Source organism: Arthrobacter sp. 05N425, from assembly GCF_056397125.1.
The window spans coordinates 23,820-42,535 of the sequence record NZ_JBFTMU010000006.1 but is presented as its reverse complement, the minus strand read 5'-3'; the positions used below and the strand labels follow the sequence as shown (position 1 = coordinate 42,535).

19 protein-coding genes, 6 tRNA genes and 1 riboswitch are annotated in these 18,716 nt (G+C 69.1%); of the genes, 11 read left to right on the top strand and 14 right to left on the bottom strand.

Annotation, left to right across the window (positions count from 1 at the left end; translation table 11 throughout):
- Positions 1–32: 32 nt before the first annotated feature.
- The 5 genes from AC1DGE_RS10285 to AC1DGE_RS10265 all read right to left on the bottom strand — a co-directional run bounded on the left by AC1DGE_RS10285 (position 33) and on the right by AC1DGE_RS10265 (position 4,548).
- A complete protein-coding gene (locus AC1DGE_RS10285) occupies positions 33–1,136 on the bottom strand; it encodes a threonine aldolase family protein (protein WP_476909560.1) in 1,104 nt (367 codons plus the stop codon).
- A 35-nt stretch (positions 1,137–1,171) separates the two neighbouring features.
- A complete protein-coding gene (locus AC1DGE_RS10280) occupies positions 1,172–1,933 on the bottom strand; it encodes an SDR family oxidoreductase (RefSeq protein ID WP_476917411.1) in 762 nt (253 codons plus the stop codon).
- Entirely contained in the window at positions 1,930–3,351 is a 1,422-nt protein-coding gene (locus AC1DGE_RS10275) for a DUF6421 family protein (RefSeq protein WP_441418807.1), read from the bottom strand. The genes AC1DGE_RS10280 and AC1DGE_RS10275 overlap by 4 nt, the downstream gene beginning before the upstream one ends.
- Positions 3,352–3,499: 148 nt before the next feature.
- Positions 3,500–4,042, bottom strand: coding sequence for a peptide-methionine (R)-S-oxide reductase MsrB (gene msrB / locus AC1DGE_RS10270; protein WP_476917410.1), 543 nt, complete (start codon positions 4,040–4,042; stop codon positions 3,500–3,502).
- 14 nt (positions 4,043–4,056) lie between these two features.
- Positions 4,057–4,548, bottom strand: coding sequence for a hypothetical protein (locus tag AC1DGE_RS10265; RefSeq protein ID WP_441418805.1), 492 nt, complete (start codon positions 4,546–4,548; stop codon positions 4,057–4,059).
- Positions 4,549–4,651: 103 nt separating this feature from the next.
- Between AC1DGE_RS10265 and AC1DGE_RS10260 the strand changes: the two genes are divergently transcribed.
- Complete coding sequence (locus AC1DGE_RS10260) at positions 4,652–5,974, top strand: alpha/beta hydrolase family protein (protein WP_476909543.1); 1,323 nt, start codon at positions 4,652–4,654, stop codon at positions 5,972–5,974.
- Between the two features lie 20 nt (positions 5,975–5,994).
- Here AC1DGE_RS10260 and ybaK read toward each other — a convergent pair whose 3' ends face one another.
- The 3 genes from ybaK to AC1DGE_RS10245 are packed head-to-tail and all read right to left on the bottom strand — an operon-like array spanning position 5,995 to position 7,950.
- A complete protein-coding gene (ybaK, locus tag AC1DGE_RS10255; protein ID WP_476917409.1) occupies positions 5,995–6,495 on the bottom strand; it encodes a Cys-tRNA(Pro) deacylase in 501 nt (166 codons plus the stop codon).
- Positions 6,496–6,504: 9 nt separating this feature from the next.
- Entirely contained in the window at positions 6,505–6,975 is a 471-nt protein-coding gene (locus AC1DGE_RS10250; RefSeq protein ID WP_441418802.1) for a SufE family protein, read from the bottom strand.
- Between the two features lie 57 nt (positions 6,976–7,032).
- The gene (locus AC1DGE_RS10245; protein WP_476917408.1) at positions 7,033–7,950 is read right to left on the bottom strand and encodes a sulfurtransferase; all 918 of its coding nucleotides are present in this window, start codon (positions 7,948–7,950) and stop codon (positions 7,033–7,035) included.
- A gap of 216 nt (positions 7,951–8,166) precedes the next feature.
- Here AC1DGE_RS10245 and zapE point away from each other — a divergent pair, with 216 nt between their 5' ends.
- The gene (gene zapE, locus AC1DGE_RS10240) at positions 8,167–9,204 is read left to right on the top strand and encodes a cell division protein ZapE (RefSeq protein ID WP_441418800.1); all 1,038 of its coding nucleotides are present in this window, start codon (positions 8,167–8,169) and stop codon (positions 9,202–9,204) included.
- Between the two features lie 166 nt (positions 9,205–9,370).
- Here zapE and AC1DGE_RS10235 read toward each other — a convergent pair whose 3' ends face one another.
- From AC1DGE_RS10235 to AC1DGE_RS10210, 6 genes are all read right to left on the bottom strand, one after another.
- On the bottom strand, positions 9,371–9,637 hold the full coding sequence (locus AC1DGE_RS10235) for an antitoxin (RefSeq protein ID WP_175321703.1): 267 nt from the start codon (positions 9,635–9,637) through the stop codon (positions 9,371–9,373).
- 159 nt (positions 9,638–9,796) lie between these two features.
- Positions 9,797–9,871 (bottom strand) — tRNA-Val (locus AC1DGE_RS10230).
- Positions 9,872–9,921: 50 nt separating this feature from the next.
- Positions 9,922–9,994 (bottom strand) — tRNA-Gly (locus tag AC1DGE_RS10225).
- 56 nt (positions 9,995–10,050) lie between these two features.
- Positions 10,051–10,125 (bottom strand) — tRNA-Val (locus AC1DGE_RS10220).
- 41 nt (positions 10,126–10,166) lie between these two features.
- A tRNA-Cys gene (locus AC1DGE_RS10215) sits at positions 10,167–10,237 on the bottom strand.
- A gap of 46 nt (positions 10,238–10,283) precedes the next feature.
- Positions 10,284–10,356, bottom strand: a tRNA-Gly gene (locus AC1DGE_RS10210).
- Between the two features lie 553 nt (positions 10,357–10,909).
- Between AC1DGE_RS10210 and AC1DGE_RS10205 the strand changes: the two genes are divergently transcribed.
- From AC1DGE_RS10205 to ribB, 9 genes are all read left to right on the top strand, one after another.
- Positions 10,910–10,981: transfer RNA gene (locus AC1DGE_RS10205), tRNA-Val, on the top strand.
- Between the two features lie 87 nt (positions 10,982–11,068).
- On the top strand, positions 11,069–11,914 hold the full coding sequence (locus AC1DGE_RS10200; protein WP_476892701.1) for a cytochrome: 846 nt from the start codon (positions 11,069–11,071) through the stop codon (positions 11,912–11,914).
- Between the two features lie 69 nt (positions 11,915–11,983).
- Complete coding sequence (gene def / locus AC1DGE_RS10195; RefSeq protein ID WP_476917407.1) at positions 11,984–12,559, top strand: peptide deformylase; 576 nt, start codon at positions 11,984–11,986, stop codon at positions 12,557–12,559.
- Positions 12,556–13,476, top strand: a complete 921-nt coding sequence (fmt, locus tag AC1DGE_RS10190) for a methionyl-tRNA formyltransferase (RefSeq protein WP_476917406.1) — start codon at positions 12,556–12,558, stop codon at positions 13,474–13,476. Before def ends, fmt begins: the two co-directional genes overlap by 4 nt.
- A complete protein-coding gene (locus AC1DGE_RS10185; RefSeq protein WP_476917405.1) occupies positions 13,473–15,098 on the top strand; it encodes an RsmB/NOP family class I SAM-dependent RNA methyltransferase in 1,626 nt (541 codons plus the stop codon). The genes fmt and AC1DGE_RS10185 overlap by 4 nt, the downstream gene beginning before the upstream one ends.
- Before the next feature lie 61 nt (positions 15,099–15,159).
- Entirely contained in the window at positions 15,160–15,816 is a 657-nt protein-coding gene (rpe, locus tag AC1DGE_RS10180) for a ribulose-phosphate 3-epimerase (RefSeq protein ID WP_441418795.1), read from the top strand.
- 86 nt (positions 15,817–15,902) lie between these two features.
- Positions 15,903–16,056: riboswitch (FMN riboswitch) on the top strand.
- A 154-nt stretch (positions 16,057–16,210) separates the two neighbouring features.
- The gene (gene ribD, locus AC1DGE_RS10175) at positions 16,211–17,368 is read left to right on the top strand and encodes a bifunctional diaminohydroxyphosphoribosylaminopyrimidine deaminase/5-amino-6-(5-phosphoribosylamino)uracil reductase RibD (protein ID WP_476909546.1); all 1,158 of its coding nucleotides are present in this window, start codon (positions 16,211–16,213) and stop codon (positions 17,366–17,368) included.
- On the top strand, positions 17,368–18,024 hold the full coding sequence (locus AC1DGE_RS10170) for a riboflavin synthase (protein ID WP_441418794.1): 657 nt from the start codon (positions 17,368–17,370) through the stop codon (positions 18,022–18,024). The genes ribD and AC1DGE_RS10170 overlap by 1 nt, the downstream gene beginning before the upstream one ends.
- Positions 18,021–18,704: a 3,4-dihydroxy-2-butanone-4-phosphate synthase gene (gene ribB / locus AC1DGE_RS10165; protein WP_476892696.1), complete on the top strand. Its 684-nt coding sequence runs from the start codon at positions 18,021–18,023 to the stop codon at positions 18,702–18,704. The genes AC1DGE_RS10170 and ribB overlap by 4 nt, the downstream gene beginning before the upstream one ends.
- The last annotated feature ends 12 nt before the right edge of the window (positions 18,705–18,716 follow it).

Sequence of the window (18,716 nt, the reverse complement as noted above, 5' to 3'; positions counted from 1 at the left end):
AGGCTCGCCGCCCGGCCGGGACCGGCTTGCACCTAGCCGGCCGCGAGCTCGCGCTTGATCGCGGCGATAAAGGAATCAACGTCTTCCTCGGTGGTGTCGAAGGAGCACATCCAGCGGACCTCGCGGGCCGCCTCGTTCCAGTCATAGAACCGGAAGGACTTCCGCAGCCGGTCCGCCACGCCGGCGGGCAGGACGGCGAAGACGCCGTTGGACTCGGTCTTCTGGCTCAGTTCGACGCCGGGGATCGACTCGACGCCGGCGCGCAGCCGGGCCGCCATCGCGTTGGCGTGCGAGGCCGAGCGCAGCCACAGGTCGCCCTCGAGCAGGGCGATGAACTGCGCGGACATGAACCGCATCTTGGAGGCCAGCTGCATGTTCATTTTGCGCAGGTAGACCAGGCCGTGGGCGGCGTCGGGGTTAAGCGCCACCACCACCTCGCCGAAAAGCAGCCCGTTCTTGGTGCCGCCGAAGGAGAGGATGTCCACGCCCGCGTCGCGGGTGAAGGCGCGCAGCGGCACCCCGAGGTGGGCGGCGGCGTTGGCCAGCCGGGCGCCGTCCATGTGCAGCTTCATGCCCTTGGAGTGGACATGCTCAGCGATGGCGCGGACCTCCTCGGGGGTGTAGCAGGTGCCCAGCTCGGTGGTCTGCGTGATCGAGACCGCCAGCGGCTGCGCGCGGTGCTCGTCGCCCCAGCCCCAGGCCTCCTGGTCGATCAGGGCGGGGGTGAGCTTGCCGTCCGGCGTCGGGACCTGCAGGAGCTTGATGCCGCCGATCCGTTCCGGCGCGCCGTTCTCGTCCATGTTGATGTGGGCCGTGGAGGCGCAAATGACGGCGCCCCAGCGCGGCAGCAGGGACTGGAGCGAGAGGACGTTCGCGCCGGTGCCGTTGAAGACCGGGAAGCACTCGATGCCCGAACCGAAGTGCCGCTCCATCAGCTGCTGCAGGCGGGCCGTGTAATCGTCCTCGCCGTAGGACACCTGGTGGCCTTCGTTGGCGGCGGCCAAGGCGGCGAGCACCTCGGGGTGCACACCGGAGTAGTTGTCCGAGGCGAAGCCCCGGACGGAGGGATCATGGAGCCGCAGCGCGGTGCTGGCCGGGGCAGTGTCAATGGTGTTGGTTTCGACCGTGCTGGTCATCTCGTTGCTCACGCTTTCAGTGTAGAGGTGCCGGCTTACTGGCTAAGCGGCAGGCGCCGGCCGTTCATTTCCGCGGCGGGGGTCCGGAAGAGCCCGACGGCGGCCGCCGCCAGCTCCTCGACGTCGGTGAAGCCCGGGAACTTGCGTTCCGGGGAGGCTGCGCGCATGGCCGCGTCGACGAGGGCCTTCACCACGAAGACGACGGCGGCGCTGTGCTGCTCCACCGGTTCGGCTGCGGTTCCGGAGGCCGCGGAGCTCCCGGACTTCCCGGACTGGGCGCGCCGGAAGCCGTCGGCCACCGCGAGGGTCCAGGCCTCGGCGGCGGCTTTGGCCGCCGCGTAGCTGGCGCCGGCCGCCGTCGGGCTGGCCACCGCGGTGGACGAGACGATCGCCAGGCGCCCGGCATCCGAGGCGGCCAGGTCGTCGTAGAAGGTCCGGCTGACGTTGCGGAGCGTGGTGACGGCGTTGCGTTCCAGGAAGGCCCAGTCCTCGTCGCTCTGGTCGGTGATGCCCTTGGCGCCGCGCCAGCCGCCCACCAGGTGGATCACGCCGTCGACGCGTCCGGCCCGCTCCGTCAGCGACGCGTGGAGATCCCGGACCGCCGCCGGATCGGCCAGGTCGCAGGCCAGCGGCACCACGCCGTCGCCGGCTTCCGCGGCGGCGGCCTCGATCCGGGCGGGATCGGAACCAACGGTGAACACCGTGTGCCCGGCACCCCGGAGGGCGCGGGCCACGGCGATCCCGGACGGGCTGCTGCCGCCGGCTACCAGGACGTTGAGGGCGCGTCCGTCGCTCATCCGGCGTTCATGGCCTGGCTGGTGGAGCCAGCGGCAGCGTTGGTGTCAGCGTTGGCGTCCGTCGACCCCGTGATGCCGGCGGTTGATTCGATCACGTTCCGCATCTTCTTCTCCAGCGCCTCGTAGAACATGGAGAGCGGGAACTCGTCGTCGAGCACCTGGTCGGTCAGGCCGCGCGGCGGCCCGTCCAGCGGCAGGGCGTCCGGTCCCTTGGCCCAGACCGAGGCCGGGTTGGGCGTGACGGTGCCGGAGATCAGCTCATAGGCGGCCAGCCAGTGGGCCATCTTGGGGCGGTCGATCGAGCGCCAGTACAGTTCCTCGATCCGGGCGCCGAGTTCCACTACGACGTCGGCCGCTTCGTCCCAGTCGATGCTGAGCTTGCTGTCGGTCCAGTGCAGCACGTGGTGCTGGTGCATCCAGGCGAAGAGCAGCTGGCCGCCGAGGCCGTCATAGTTGCGGACCCGGCTGCCCGTGATGGCGAAGCGGAAAATGCGGTCGAAGATGACGGCGTACTGGACCAGCTTGGCGTGACGGCGGGCTTCCGGATCCGCCTCCTCGTCCTTTTCGATCTTCACGGACTCGCGGAAGGCGGTGAGGTCGCAGCGGAGTTCCTCAAGTGAGTACAGGAAGAACGGCATGCGCTGCTTGATCATGAACGGGTCGAACGGCAGGTCACCGCGCATGTGGGTGCGGTCGTGGATGAGGTCCCACATGACAAAGGTTTCCTGGGTCAGCTGCTGGTCTTCGAGCAGTCCCGCGGCGTCCTCCGGGAGCTGCAGCGAGGTGATCTCGGCGGCGGCGCGCAGCACGCGGCGGAAGCGGGCGGCCTCGCGGTCGGCGAAGATGGCGCCCCAGGTGAAGGTGGGGGTCTCACGGACGGCCACGGTCTCGGGGAACAGTACTGCCGAGTTGGTGTCGTAGCCGGGGGTGAAGTCGAGGAAGCGGATCGGCACGAAGAGTTTATTGGAGTACTCGCCCGCTTCCAGGCCGGCAATGAACTCGGGCCAGATGACCTCGATCAGCACGGCCTCGACCAGGCGGTTGCTGCTGCCGTTCTGGGTGTACATCGGGAAGACCACGAGGTGCTGCAGGCCGTTGACCCGGTGCTGCTGAGGCTGGAAGGCCTGCAGCGAGTCGAGGAAGTCGGGTACGCCGAAGCCGCCGTCGGCCCAGCGCTTGAAGTCTACGGCCAGCAGTTCCAGGTACCGCGCGTCGTGCGGGAAGGCCGGGGCCAGGGCGGAGACGGCGTCCGTGATGGCGGCGACGTGTCCAGCCGCCGCCTGATGGTCGGCGGCATCGGGCACGGAGCCGTCCTGGCTCTGGAGGGCCTGCAGGGCGGTGGCGGCAGCCTTGAGCCGCTGCCATTCCGGGGAGCCGGCAGTGATCGGGGCAGGGGCGGTGAGGGCGGTCATGGTCATCGTCAGTCGCCTTTCTGGTTGCTGGGAACGTCTACGGCGAGCGTAGCAAGCAAACAGAAGCTCTAACTCAAAAATGGGCTGAGCATAAGGAACTCTGAGGCATGGTAGCTGCGCCCAGCGTTCCAGCTCCAGCGGGACCGGGGCTGGCTCAGGCGTCCGTGCCGGAGGCGGCGGACTCGGCCGCGGGGACGAGCTTCAGGGAGACCGAGTTGATGCAGTAGCGCTGGTCCGTGGGCGTGCCGTAGCCCTCGCCCTCGAACACGTGGCCCAGGTGCGAATCGCAGGCGGCGCACCGCACCTCGATCCGCTCCATCCCCAGGGTCCGGTCGTGGATGTAGCGCACCGTGCCATCCGCAAGCGGGGCCCAGAAGGACGGCCAGCCGCAGTGCGAATCGAACTTTTCCCGGCTGGTGAAGAGTTCGGTGCCGCACGCCCGGCACTGGTACACGCCCGCGGTGTGGGTGTCCCAGTACTCTCCGGTGTAGGGCCGTTCCGTTCCGGCCTGGCGGAGGACCMGGTATTCCTCAGGGCTCAGTTCCTCGCGCCACTGCTGGTCGGACTTTTCCACCGGCGCCTGGCCGGCCCGCACCTGTTCCGCCGGCGCGCCGGCGGAACCGGCGTCGTCATGGGCGGGGGAGGACGCGGGGGAGGTGACGGGCGCGACTTTGGGCTTGTTGCTGAAGATGCTCATGACCTCAATAACGCTCAGGAGTCCCCGATAAATCCCGATCCGGCGTACAAATGCAGCACCGGCAGGCCGAGCTTGTCCTGCGCCTCGTTGGCCCAGTCGGTGTGGAAGGTGTCCGCGACGGCGTGCGGCCTGGTGATCACCACGGCCTGCCCGGCGTTCAGCTCCTTGACCTTGGCGACCAGGGCGTCAACGGCCCGGCCCTCGACGACTTCGCCGGTCACGCCTCCGCCGATTCCGCCCAGCGCGGCGAGCGACGCGGCGAGCGTTTCGGCCGCCGCCGTCCGTTCCACGGCCGGATCGGGATGCTTGGCAGTCAACTCCCGGAACGCCTTGGCGACCTCCAGCATGGAGAGGTTCTCCAGGAAGTCCACCAGCAGGTGGCGCTCCGTGTTCGCCGGGACCAGGACGACCAGCGGCGAATCACCGTCCGCCACGAGGGTTTCGATGTTGACGCGGTCGTCCGCGCCGAGGGGCTCTTCTGTCAGGATGACGATTGGGTCGCTCATGCCCCCAGCCTAGCCGTATTGCGCCGGGGCTGGCCCCCGCACCGGCGGCGGTATTCGTGCGCCGGATGCCGGGGTTGGCCCGGAGTTCGGTAAGAATGGTGCCATGGCATCCACCCCGCGCCTCGCCCCGCCAACGCCCCGGACCCTGATTGCCCGATCCAGTTCCCGCGCTCTGCCCGCGGGAAACCCGGACACCGGCGTGCTGGACACCGGGCTGAAGGGGAACGCCAGGTGGGCGGTGGGCGGCATCATCGGCGGAAGCGCCGCAGCCGGACTGCTCGCCGCCGGGTCCTCGGCGCTGGCCCTCTACTTCGCCCGGCGTGTCATCACCCCGGTCCGGGTTCGCGAGGAGGACCAGGAGGTGCTGGCCGTAATCCGAGAGGGCCGAGGCCTGCAGGTCATCCTCAAGGCGACCCCCGATTCCACCGTGGAGGGCGTCTACGGTTTCTTTTTCGACGGTGGCCGCGGCCATGCCCGCCTCGGCCGCATCCTGTCCTACTCGCCCGCGGAGCAGACCGTGCTGCGCGAAGTCGAGGCGGTCTACAGCGGGGACCTGACCACGGCGCGCCGCGGCTACTGGAGCGGTGCCGTGCACCCCGACCCCGCGGCGATCGGACTGCCGTTCGAAGAGGTGCAGATTGAGGTCGATGGCGGGACGGCACCAGCGTGGCAGGTCAGGGCCGCCCCGGCGGCCGGGACGCCGACCTCGGACACCTGGGCGATCATGGTGCACGGGCGCGGCGCCTCGCGGCAGGAGGGCCTGCGCGCCGTCCGGGTGGCCCGCGAGCTGGGCCTCTCCAGCCTGCTGATCTCCTACCGCAATGACGGCCTGGCCCCGTCGGCCGCGGATGGCCGCTACGGCCTGGGCTCCACCGAGTGGCGGGACGTCGAAGCCGCGATCGGATATGCGCTGGAGCAGGGGGCGCACGAGGTGGTGCTCTTCGGCTGGTCCATGGGCGGCGCGATTTGCCTGCAGACCGCGGATTTGTCCCGGTACCACCACCTGATCCGGGCCATGGTGCTGGACGCCCCGGTGATTAACTGGGTGAATGTCCTGGCGCACCATGCCGAGCTGAACCGGATCCCCTCCGCCGTCGGACGCTACGGGCAGTTAATGATGAGCCACCCGCTGGGCCGCCGCCTGACCGGCCTGGCCGCCCCCGTGGACCTCAAGGCGATGGACTGGGTCTCCCGTGCCGTGGAGCTACGGACACCGACGCTGATCCTGCACTCCGTCGACGACGAATACGTTCCCTACGGCCCGTCCGCGGACCTGGCGGAGAAGAATCCGGAGATGGTGACCTTCGAAGCGTTCAGCACGGCACGGCACACGAAGGAATGGAACGTCGACCCGGAGCGCTGGGAGTCGCTGGTCACGGCCTGGCTCCGGCAGCAGCTCGCGCCCCGGCCGTCACCCGCGGGCTAAGGCTCCCACCGCCGGAGCCGTTAGCGGTGGTTGGAGGTGCCGATCCGGGCCGTGCTGGCGCCGGTCAGCCGGATCAGTTCGGCCGGGCTGAGCTCCAGGTCCAGGCCGCGGCGGCCGCCCGAGACCAGGATGGTTTCCAGCTCCAACGCGCTCACGTCGACCACGGTGGGGGAGGGCTGGCGCTGTCCCAGCGGGGAGATGCCGCCCAGGACGTAGCCGGTGCGGCGCTCCGCCGTCGCCGGGTCCGCCATCGCGGCCTTCTTGCCGCCCAGGGCCGCCGCCATCGCCTTCAGGTCCAGGTTGCCGCTGACCGGCACGACGCCGACGGCGAGGCGCCCGTCGACGTCGACCATCAAGGTTTTGAACACCCGGGCGGGGTCGATCCCCAGTACCTCGGCGGCCTCCAGGCCGTAGCTGGCCGCGGCGGGATCATGGCTGTAGGGGTACGCAACGAAGGAAACCCCGGCCGCCGCGAGTGCCGCGGTGGCAGGTGTTCCCTGGGATGCCTGTTTGCGGGCCACCGGACCGGCTCAGCCCTGCTGCGGCAGGGCGGCGACTTTGCGCTTGATCCGGCCGAGCATCGCCGTCATACCGCGCATCCGCAGGGGAGTGATGGCGCGCGTGAGGCCGAGGAGTTCGGGCATATCGTCCGGGACGGCCAGGATCTCCGCCGGGCTAAGCCCGTCGAGGCCCTCGTGCAGCACGCCGGCGAAACCGCGCGTCGTGGGGGCCTCCGGCGGAGCCTTGAAGAACAAGCGCACGCGCTCCGGTGCGCCGCCGGACTGGCGGTCGACGCCGGGTTCCGTCTCGATCGTCAGGAACAGCGGCGACTGGCATTCCACCACCTGCTCCATCAGCTCCGGGTGGTCCTGGAGGCGCGCCGGAGGATCCGGCAGCTCCCGGGAAAACTCGAGCAGCAGCTGGAGCCGCTCGGCTTCTTCGAGGGCTTGGAAGTCGTCAACAATTTCCGCGAGGGCGGCAGGCAGGGCAGAAGTATTCATCAGTCCCAGCTTACGCACGGGCGGCGATTGTGTCCCGGTCGGATCCGGTGACTGCCCCTAGAATCCGGCCGGAACGGTGCCACGGTCGGTGCCCTTGACGATCGGGACACGCACGGCGTTTCCCCACTCGGTCCAGGACCCGTCGTAGTTGCGGACGGTATCAAAGCCCAGGAGGTACTTCAGCGCGAACCAGGTGTGGCTGGAACGCTCACCGATCCGGCAGTAGGCAACGACGTCGTCCCCTTCCTTGAGCCCGGCCTCGCCCTGGTAGAKGGCCTCGAGTTCGGGGCGGCTGCGGTAGGTGCCGTCCTCCGCTGCGGCGCGGGCCCAGGGGATGGACGCGGCGGTGGGGATGTGGCCGCCGCGCAGGGCGCCCTCTTCCGGGTAAGCCGGCATGTGGGTGCGCTGGCCGGTGTACTCCTCGGCCGAGCGGACGTCGATCAGCGGCTTGCCGAAGTGCGCCAGCACGTCCTCCTTGAAGGCGCGGATCGGGGCGTCGTTGCGCTCGACCACGGGGTAGTCGCCTGTCGCGGGCACTGTCCGGTCCGTGGTGATCGGGCGTCCCTCGGCGATCCACTTGTCGCGGCCGCCGTCGAGCAGCCGGACGTCCTCGTGGCCGAAGAGGGTGAAGACCCACAGCGCGTAGGCGGCCCACCAGTTGGACTTGTCGCCGTAGATCACCACGGTGCTGTCCCGGGAGATTCCCTTCGCGGCGGCCAGGGCGGCAAACGCTTCACCGTCCACGTAGTCGCGGGTGACCTCGTCGTTCAGGTCGGTGTGCCAGTCGATCTTGACCGCGCCGGGGATGTGGCCGGTTTCGTACAGCAGCACGTCCTCGTCCGACTCGACGACCACCAGTTTGCCGCCGTCGAGCGCACCGCCTTCAAGTGCCGCCGCGAGCCACTCGGTGGAAACCAGGCGTTCGGGGTGGGCGTAGGCGCTGAATTTCTCGTTCTGCTCAACCGGGTAGGGCATGAAGTGGGCCTTTCACTGGGGCTTTTGGGAGGCCGGGCCAGGGGTGGTGCACGGCGCCGGGTCTGCCTCCACACTAACCATGCCCCGGCGGGATTGCTTCCCGGGCCTACATACGCGGAAATATGGCCTTGGTCACGTCCGTTCCCGCGCCCGGAAGGGAACCCGGCCTTTGCCGGTATTCTTTCTGGGGACACGAGACCAGCAGAACGGACCACCTTGGTACAGATCGAACAGCTCGCCGCCAGAACCCCGGCGGTTTCCGTCGATGAACTCCTCAACGGGTTTTATCCGTCGCCGCGCTTCGGCGGGGTGTCCTTCGCCAGCTACCGGCCGGATCCGGCCCAGCCCAGCCAGGCCCACGCGGTGCATGCCCTGCAAAGCTTTGCCGCCGGTGTCGGTTCCCGGGACGGCGACGGCCTGTTCAAGCGGCTCTTCGGCAAGAAGGACACCTCGCGGGCGGGCATCTACCTCGACGGCGGCTTCGGCGTCGGCAAGACCCACCTGCTGGCCTCGCTCTGGCACGCGGCCCCGGGCCCCAAGGCCTTCGGCACCTTCGTGGAGTACACCAACCTGGTGGGGGCGCTGTCGTTCCGCAAGACCGTGGAGGCGCTCAGCCACTACAAGCTGGTCTGCATCGATGAGTTCGAGCTTGATGATCCGGGTGACACGGTGCTGATGTCCCGGCTGATGCGCGAGCTCGCCGACGCCGGGGTCAAGCTCGCCGCGACGTCCAATACCCTGCCCGGCTCCCTCGGTGACGGCCGCTTCGCCGCCGTCGATTTCCAGCGCGAGATCCAAGTCCTGGCGGACCAGTTCGACGTCGTCCGGATCGACGGCGAGGACTACCGCCACCGCGGCCTGCCGAAGGCGCCAGCGCCGCTGCGCAACGACGAGCTTACGCACCATATGCAGGCGGAGTTCGACGGCCAGACGGTGGCCAAGGATGAATTCAGTACCCTGATCAACCACTTGGCCGGGGTGCACCCGAGCCGCTACCGGCAGCTGATCGACGGGATCGACGGCGTGGTGTGGCGCAACGTCGAGACCATCACCGAACAGGCCGTGGCGCTGCGCTTCGTTGTCCTGGCGGACCGGCTGTACGACAAGGACGTGCCGATCTTGGCCAGCGGCGTGCCGTTCGACCAGCTCTTCACCGAGGAAATGATGACCGGCGGGTACATGAAGAAGTACTTCCGTGCCGTGTCCCGGCTCACCGCCCTCGCCCGTGAGGGCCAGAACCACGAGCCGTCCTAGCCCCGGCCGCGGTAGGAACCCAACTAACTCGCAGTAGTTGTCGTTTTGAGGGCTCAAAACGACAACWACTGCGAGCCAGTTGGGGCTGACCCCGCGTCGGTCGTTAAACGACAAAGGTGCCGGCGCCGCCTCGCGGCGGGACCGGCACCTCGCTGACGTACCTGGGTCAGAGGCCCTGCTGCCGGGGTTCCCCGGCGACTGGTGGCTCACCCGCGACGTGCGGCTCTGCGACGGGGGCCGTTGCCGGCCGGCCGTCCGCGTTGTCCACGAAGTCGGAGGCGCCTCGCTGGGCGGAATCTACTTTGTCGGCGTATTTTCCGCCGGTCTTCGAATCGACGAAATCACCCGCCTTTTCGATGCCGTCCTTGATGGCCTGTTCGTTGCCACCAATCAGATGCTGAGCCTTGCCCTTTAGATCGTCAAGTAAACCCACGGGCACCTCCCTTCAGTCGCGGAGCCAGATCGCTCCTAGCGCTTCCGATCCTAACCGCCGGGTGGGGACGTGCCAAGGGTGTACGCCCAGAGGAGAAAGACTCTGTGCGGGGCCGTGGGAAGGGGAACGAAAAAAGCAGCTCCGGGGGAGCTGCTTTCATGGTGGGCGATACTGGGATCGAACCAGTGACCTCTTCCGTGTCAGGGAAGCGCGCTACCGCTGCGCCAATCGCCCGCAACCGGAAGGATCCGGAGTGGAGTTGTGTGAATCTGGTGAAACGACAGAGCGGACGACGAGATTCGAACTCGCGACATCCACCTTGGCAAGGTGGTGCTCTACCAGCTGAGCTACGTCCGCATTTTTAGTCCATTCCGGCAGGCCGGTGGTACTGGATCAAGCAAGTTGCCTTGCTTTGGTGGGCGATACTGGGATCGAACCAGTGACCTCTTCCGTGTCAGGGAAGCGCGCTACCGCTGCGCCAATCGCCCCTTTCGCATCCGGCCGGAACCGGAAACCAGGGTTTTCACCGAGGTGGGTACGGGATTCGAACCCGTGTATACGGCTTTGCAGGCCGCTGCCTCGCCTCTCGGCCAACCCACCGTGTAGACACAGTTCCGAAGAACTGTTGCCGTGACAGTGTCCTGCGAGCGGACGACGAGATTCGAACTCGCGACATCCACCTTGGCAAGGTGGTGCTCTACCAGCTGAGCTACGTCCGCATTGTTGCCTGCGATTCCCTGCCGTATTCGGCATTTCCTCGCGTTCCAACGAGTAAGAACTCTATAGGAGGTTCAGGGAATCTACAAATCGGGCCGCGTCCGGCGTCACCGGACCCCCGTTCTTCCCCGCAATCTAGGGGATTTTGCTAATTACAGGAGTGTAATTCGCCCCCGTTCTCACGTCGCCTGGGCGGGGCGGCGGACATGGTGTCCGACGACGACGGCGGAGGCAGACGCGGTCAGCGAAGGAGCGGTGCCGGGGGAAGGCCTGCGAATCGTTGGGGCGAGCCCGTTCCGCCGATTGCCGCAGACGGCAGCTAAGCCGACCCGTATTGCGGCTATCTTCGTCCAGCGGGGCGCGGTCCGGGCCGGCACCGACCTGCCCTCCGCCCCCGCCCCACCGATTCGCCAATCGTGGCCGCCAAATGACCCCGGAAAGCGGCCATCTTCGTCCAACGGGCGCAGCCAGGCCGGGTCGCCGAGGGGGTCCGCCCGGCATCCGGAGCGCCGATTTCTATATTCCGCCGGGGTGGGCTAGCATTCAATGGCACCGGGGCGATTGGCGCAGTGGTAGCGCGCTTCGTTCACACCGAAGAGGTCACTGGTTCGAACCCAGTATCGCCCACCTGGAAAATGGTCCGTTCCGCTCACAGAGCGGGGCGGGCCATTTTGTTTTCCCTAGAGCGTCCGACCCCTGTGAAAGAGTCTTTTTATGACCGCCCCGCTTCTCGCCCACGCCACCGACTACGGCCGGATGTATGCACGTTCCACGTCCGAGCAGTTCTCCGTACCCTCCATCACCACCGTGATCGGCCAGCAGCCCCACGGCCTGGACGGCTGGTTCGGCTACATGGGTGCGAGCAGCCTCGCGGCGGATCCCTCGCTGCCGGCGATCCTGGGGAGCCCGGCCAAGGTGCGGCAGGCGGTAAGCCGGGCGGCGAAGGCAGCCGAAACGCACCGGGACGACGCCGCCAAGCGTGGCGACCGCGTGCACAACTACTGCGAGCAGGTGGCCCTGCGGGCGCTTGGCCGGCCGCACCAGATGAAGGAAACCCGTGAGGCCCTCGCGGCCAACGGCGAGGAAGCCTTCGCCGCGCGCTTCGACGAATGGTGGGAACTGTTCCAGGTGGAGCCGATAGCCCCGGAGATCACGGTCTGGAACAAGACCGTGGGCTACGCGGGAACCCTTGACCTGGTGGCCAAGATCAATGGCCGCACCTGCCTCATCGACTACAAGACCAAGGGCACCAGCCGGGACGGCACGGTCAAACCGCTCGACGACAAGGTCGTCATGCAGCTGGTGGCCGGCATGAAGGCGGAGGAAAGCCTCGTGGACCCGGTGGCAGGGGAGTGGGAAGCCTGGCAGCACGGCGATTCCCCGATCCTCCTCGCGGTGGCCATCGGCGAGACCGAGGTCCGGCCGCAGCGGGCCAACCCGGAGGTGCTCAAGCATCACTGGTGGAAGTTCTGCGCGCTGCGCCGCGTCTGGGAGATGTCCGCCGACACCTCGGCCGCCGGAGCAGCCCTGCTGCCGATCGCGCCGCCGGTGGCCCGCTGAGCCGGAAGCCCGAGGCTGCCACTAAACTGGATGGGATCCCAAGCAGCCCACCGTGAGGACAGATTGCCCATGGCCATTTTGAATATCCGCATCATTGGGGACCCGGTGCTGCGCACAGTTGCCGATCCCGTGACGGAATTCGGGCCTGAGCTGGAAAAGCTCGTTGCCGACATGACCGAAACCATGGAGGACGTGGAGGGCGCCGGCCTGGCCGCACCCCAGGTCGGCATCAGCCAGCGGGTCTTCACCTACCGCATCCGCGGGGTGGAGGGCCACATCATCAACCCGGTGCTGGAGAACAGCGAAGACTTCCAGCCGGACGAGGTGGAAGGCTGCCTCTCCATTCCCGGACTGGGGTTCCCGGTCCGCCGGCGCCAAAGCACCCGCGTCACCGGCGTCGACGTGCACGGCAACCCGGTGGTGCTTGAAGGTGAGGGCATGCTCGCGCGGGTCTTCCAGCACGAAACGGACCACCTGGACGGGATCCTCTTCACCGACCGGCTCGAAGGCGAGGACCGCAAAGCGGCCCTGCGCGCCATCCGCAACGCCAACTACGACTCCATCACCGAGCAGACGACGTCGAAGCGCGCCAAGACCGTCGGCTCGAGCTTCGGCGCGGGTTCCTCCTTCGGAACCGGCCAGTGAGGGTCCTCTTCGCGGGAACCCCGGCCGTCGCCGTCCCCTCGCTGGCCGCCCTCGTCGCGGCCGGCTTCGACGTCGTCGCCGTCCTGACCCGGCCGGATGCTCCCTTGGGACGCAAACGCGTCCTGACGCCCTCGCCGGTCGCCGCCCGCGCCGCGGAGCTCGGCATCGAGGTCATCCATGCCGCCAAGGTCGATGCGGCAGTGACGGCCAGGATCGAGGCGGCCGCGCCCGACGTTGCCGCAATCGTCGCCTACGGCGGACTCATTCCGCGGGCGGCCCTGGACGTTCCCCGGCACGGCTGGATCAACCTGCACTTTTCGCTCCTGCCGGCCTGGCGCGGGGCTGCGCCTGTGCAGCGGGCACTCATCGCCGGGGACGACATCACCGGCGCCGTGACTTTCCGGCTCGAAGAGGGCCTGGACACCGGACCCGTGTTTGGCACCCTGACCGAGGCGGTGCGGCCCACGGACACCGCGGGGGAGTTGCTGGACCGACTCTCGCACAGCGGCGCCGTGCTGCTGACCCAGACACTCTCCGCCGTCGACGCCGGCAAGGCCACCGCCGTGCCGCAGCAGGGCGACATCAGCCTGGCCCCGAAACTCACCCTCGAGGACGGCCGGCTCGACTGGCAGCAGCCGGCACTCGCGATCGGACGCCGCGCCCGCGGAGTGACGCCGGAACCCGGGGCCTGGACCACGCTGGACGGACAGCGCATCAAGCTCGAACCGGTACTGCTCCGGCCCGGGGCTCCGGCCCTGCGCCCGGGACACCTGGCCCTCGACGGGAAAGCCGTCCTGGTCGGGACCGGCTCGCACCCCGTTGAGCTCACCCGGGTCCAGCCTGCGGGCAAGAAAATGATGACCGCCGCCGACTGGGCGCGCGGACAGGCAACACTGGAAAGCGTGGTCTTCGAATGAGCGAATCCGGATCAAATGGCAGCGGCCGGGCCAGGGGCCCCCAATCCGGCGGACAAGGGTCCGGCGGCCAGGGGTCCGGCGGCCGCGGCGGCCAGGGCCCCCGGGGCGGCGTGAAGCGGAACGCGCAGGGACGCGAACGGAACCGCGGACCGCAGCGCAGCTACACCGAAAGTGCCCCCTCCCAGCGCAGCCGTCGAGCCGACCCGGCGCGGCTGGTCGCCTTTGAGGTGCTGCGTGCGGTGGCCGCCGAGGACGCCTACGCGAACCTCGTGCTGCCGGCCCGGATCCGGCATCACGGATTGGACAAGCGCGACGCCGGTTTCGCCACCGAGCTCAGCTACGGCGCCCTCCGCGGCCAGGGCACCTATGACGCGATCCTTGCCCGCTGCGTGGACCGCCCGCTGGACCAGCTGGACCCGGCCATCCTCGACGCCCTGCGGATCGGCGCGCACCAGCTGCTGGCCATGCGGGTCCCGGCGCACGCCGCGCTCGACGAGACCGTCGGCCTGGCCCGCGCCGTGATCGGCGCCGGCCCCTCCGGCCTGATCAACGCCGTGCTCCGCAAGGTCTCCGCGCACACGCTGGACGAGTGGCTGGAGCTGCTGCTTCGCGACGAGCCGGACGAGACGAAGGTGGCGTCGGTCCGCTACGCCCACCCCGAGTGGATCGTGCGCGCCTTCCGGCAGTCCCTGGTGGCGCATGGCCGCCCGGTGACCGAAATCAACGACCTCCTTGAGGCAGACAACGCCGCGCCCGTGGTGAACCTCGTGGCGCTGCCCGGTCTCGGCAGCCTCGACGAAGCCCTCGAAAGCGGCGCCACACCCGGCGAGCTCGTGGAAGGTTCGGCGCTCTCCAGCGGCGGCGACCTTGGCCGGCTTGCCTCGGTGCGGGATGGCAGCACCCGGGTCCAGGACGTCGGCTCGCAGCTGGTGGCGCGCGCCCTGGCCTCCGTGGACCTTGCTGCGGGAACCGGCGCGGGCGGCGCCGAAAGCGCCGTCGGCGGCCCTGGCAGCCAGGCCGGCGGCGAACGCTGGCTTGATCTTTGCGCCGGACCCGGCGGCAAGGCAGCCCTGCTCGGCGCCCTGGCCCGGCAGCACGGCGCCACCCTGCTCGCCAACGAGCCGGCGCCGCACCGCGCGAAACTTGTCCGTCAGGCCCTCGCCGCCGTCCCGCACGAGGTCTGGCATGTCCGCACCGGCGACGGCCGCGAGGTCGGGTCCGAGATGGCGGAAAGCTTCGACCGGGTGCTTGTGGACGTACCCTGCACCGGACTGGGCGCGCTGCGCCGCCGCCCGGAATCGCGCTGGCGGCGCACCCCCAAGGACCTTGTCGATCTCGGCCCGCTGCAGCGGGAACTGCTTAAGTCGGCCCTCGATGCGGTCAAGCCCGGCGGTGTGGTGGCCTACGTGACGTGTTCCCCGCACCCGGCCGAGACCACCGCCGTCGTCAGCGACGCGTTGCGCAAGCGCGACGACCTCGAGTTGCTCGACGCCGGCGCGGCCCTCGACGCGGTGAGCCTCACCGGCCACCTCGAGGCCGGCCACGACCTCACTGCCCAGCTCTGGCCGCACCGGCACCGGACGGACGCCATGTTCCTGGCGCTGATCCACAAGAAAGCCTGAGCTTCGGCCATACTGGCACCAGTTACCTGACCTTCCGACCAGCGCAACGACAAGGAAATCCATGGCCCATTGCTGCATCCACCCGAGCATCCTTTCGGCGGACTTCGCGAACCTCCAGTCCGAGCTCCACAAGATCAGGACCGCTGACGCCGTGCACGTGGACGTGATGGACAACCATTTTGTGCCCAATCTCTCGCTCGGGCTTCCGGTGGTCCAGCGGCTGCAGGAAGTCAGCCCGATCCCGTTGGACGCGCACCTCATGATCGAGCACGCCGACCGCTGGGCGCCTGCCTACGCCGACGCCGGGTTGGCTTCCGTGACGTTCCACGCCGAAGCATCCATCGCGCCGGTGAAACTGGCCCGCGAGCTGCGCGCCCGCGGCGCCAAGGCCGGCCTGGCGCTGCGGCCCGGCAGCGGCGTGGAGCCGTTCCTGGACATGCTCGGCGAGCTGGACATGATCCTCATCATGACGGTGGAACCCGGCTTCGGCGGCCAGGAATTCCTGGACCTCACGCTGCCCAAGATCCGCCGGGCCAGGGCGGCAATCGACGCCTCCGGCCTGGATATCAAGATCCAGGTGGACGGCGGAATCACGGAGAAGACCATCTGGCGTGCCGCCGAGGCCGGGGCGGACGTCTTTGTGGCCGGCTCCGCTGTCTACGGCGCAGACGACCCGGCGGATGCGATCGGGCGGTTGCGGGCCGCGGGCAGCCGCTAGCCCGCCGGAACATGACGAACGTTGTACCGTCCGTTCCGCGGGAATAGCCGGGCCGTCCGCCCGGTTGTGTCAGAATAGCTACACACATACGTGCTCCGGGGTCGGTGTAAGTCCGAACCGGCGGTTATAGTCCGCGACCCGCGAGCCGGCACTCTTCCCTTGGGGAAGGATGACGGCGGACGGTTGAACCGGTGGAACTCCGGTACCGACAGTTAAAGTCTGGATGAGAGAAGCACGTACAGCTGTTACTGCGGAGCCCTCACGGCGCCGCGGAATTGCGCTGTCGTATACCCCCGGAGCCATCGCGGTTCTTGAGGGAAGGAACGACAGACATGAACCCCTTGCGATGGCTCTTCGCCGACTCCGCGGTCCTACGGGACCGGGCGGGCGGCAAATGAGCGTTCAGCAGGCGGCCGCCGGGCCGCAGGAACAACCGGACAAGGAAGGCTTCGCCGCCGCCGGCTTCAGCGCCGCCGAGACGGCCGCCATGGATGCCGCCCTCGCCGCCGCGGCGCAGGGCCCGCGGGGTGCGAACCCGCTGGTGGGCGCCGTCATTATCGGGCCCGACGGCACACCCCTCGTGACCGGCCACCACCGCGGCGCCGGCACCCCCCACGCCGAGGCCGACGCGATCTCGCAGGCCGCGGCGGCCGGGCTGGACCTGACCGGCACCACCATGGTGGTCACGCTCGAGCCGTGCAACCACTGCGGCCGCACCGGCCCCTGCGCCCAGGCCATCATCGACGCCGGCGTGGCCGACGTCGTCTACGCCATCGACGACCCGCATGATCCCGCCGCCGGGGGAGCGGCCACCCTGCGCGCCGCCGGTGTCAGGGTCCGGTCGGGCCTGGGCGCCGTCGCAGCCCTCGAGCTCAACCGGCGCTGGTTCGACGCCGTCGCCGCCAAACGGCCCTTCGTCACCTTGCACATCGCCCAGACCCTGGACAGCCGGATCGCGGCCAGCGACGGCACCAGCCAGTGGATCTCCAGCCCCGAGTCGCTCGCCGACAACCACGCGCTGCGGGGCCGGATCGATGCGATCCTGGTCGGCACGCAGACGGTCCTGGTCGACAACCCGCGGCTCACGGCCCGCACCCCCGACGGCGCAGCCGCGGAAAAGCAGCCGCTGCGGGCCGTCATGGGCCTGCGCGGGATTCCCGACGGCGCCGCCGTCAACGGCGGCGACGGCAAGGCGCTGCACCTGCCGACCCGGGACCCCCGCGAGGCCCTGGACCAACTGTTCGACGCCGGCGTCCGGCACCTCATGGTCGAAGGCGGCTCGCGGATCCTGAGCGCTTTCCTCGCCGCGGGCCTCGTCGACGAGCTGATCGTCTATCTGGCCCCGACGCTGCTTGGCTCGGGCACACCGGCCCTGGAGGACCTCGGCATCGGCACCCTCGCCGATGCCCAGCACTGGGACTGGGACCAGGCCTCCGGCGGCGCCGTCCGGATGCTGGGCCGCGACCTGCGGCTGCACCTGCGCCCCGCCACTGACACTTCATCCGATTCCACCCCGCGCAGCGACGCGGACACCGCCGCAGGAGGCTACTGATGTTTACCGGAATTATCGCCGAGCAGGGGAAGGTGCTCTCCGTCGAGCGCGACGGCGAAACCAGCGCCACGCTGCGCCTGCACGCCCCCGGCAGCACCGAGGGACTGGCCCACGGCGGCTCGATTGCCGTCAACGGCGTCTGCCTGACCGCCACGGACATCGACGGCGCGGACTTCAGCGTCGACGTCATGGGCGAGACCCTGGTCCGCAGCACCATCGGCGGGCTGGCAGCCGGGGATCCGGTCAACCTCGAGCGCTGCGTCCAGGCCGGCGGCCGGCTCGACGGCCACGTCGTGCAGGGGCACGTCGACGGCGTCGGCGAACTGCTGGAACGCGAGCCGCTCGGCAACTGGGACCGGCTGCGCTTCGGTGTGCCGGCCGGGCTGGCCCGCTACATCGCGGAGAAGGGCTCGATCGCCGTCGACGGCGTCTCCCTGACCGTTACGGCCGTGAGCCCGGCGCCGGAGCCGGCGCCGTGGTTCGAAGTCGGCCTGATCCCGACGACCCTGGCCGAAACCGGCCTGGGCGCCAAGTCCATCGGCGCCCGCGTGAACCTTGAAGTGGACGTGCTGGCCAAGTACACCGAACGGCTGCTCGCCTTCGCCCCCGCCACGCCCCGCCCGGAGGCTGCGCACCGCCAGGCGGCCGCATCATGAGCCGGCTGCAGGAGAACCGCGGACTCGCCGTGGACGCGCCCGCCGCGCTGGACCCGATCGAAGACGCGATCCGCGCCATGGCCGCCGGCCGGCCGGTGCTGGTGGTCGACAACGAGGACCGCGAAAACGAAGGCGACATCATCTTCGCCGCGCAGCACGCGACCCCGGCGCTGATGGGCTGGACCATCCGCTACAGCTCCGGCGTCATCTGCGTACCGCTGACCAGTGAACGGGCGGACGAACTGGCGTTGCCGCCGATGGTGGCGATCAACCAGGACTCCAAAGGCACCGCGTACACGGTTTCGTGCGACGCGGCGGTGGGCGTGAGCACCGGAATCTCGGCCACCGACCGGGCCCTGACGGCCCGGATCCTGGCCGATCCGACCAGCCAGCCAAATTCGCTGACCCGTCCCGGGCATGTTTTCCCGCTCCGCGCCGTTAAGGGGGGTGTGCGGGAGCGTCCCGGCCACACCGAGGCGGCTGTTGAGCTGTGCCGGCTGGCCGGCCTGGAGCCCGTGGGCGTAATTGCAGAGCTGGTGCACGACGACGGAGAAATGATGCGGCTGGACGGACTTCGCGGTTTCGCGATCGAACATGGCTGCCCGCTGATCTCGATTGCCGACCTGGTGGCTTACCTTGAGGCCGGTAACCCCGGCAGCCACGCAGCGGCATCCGCCTGACACCTGGATTGA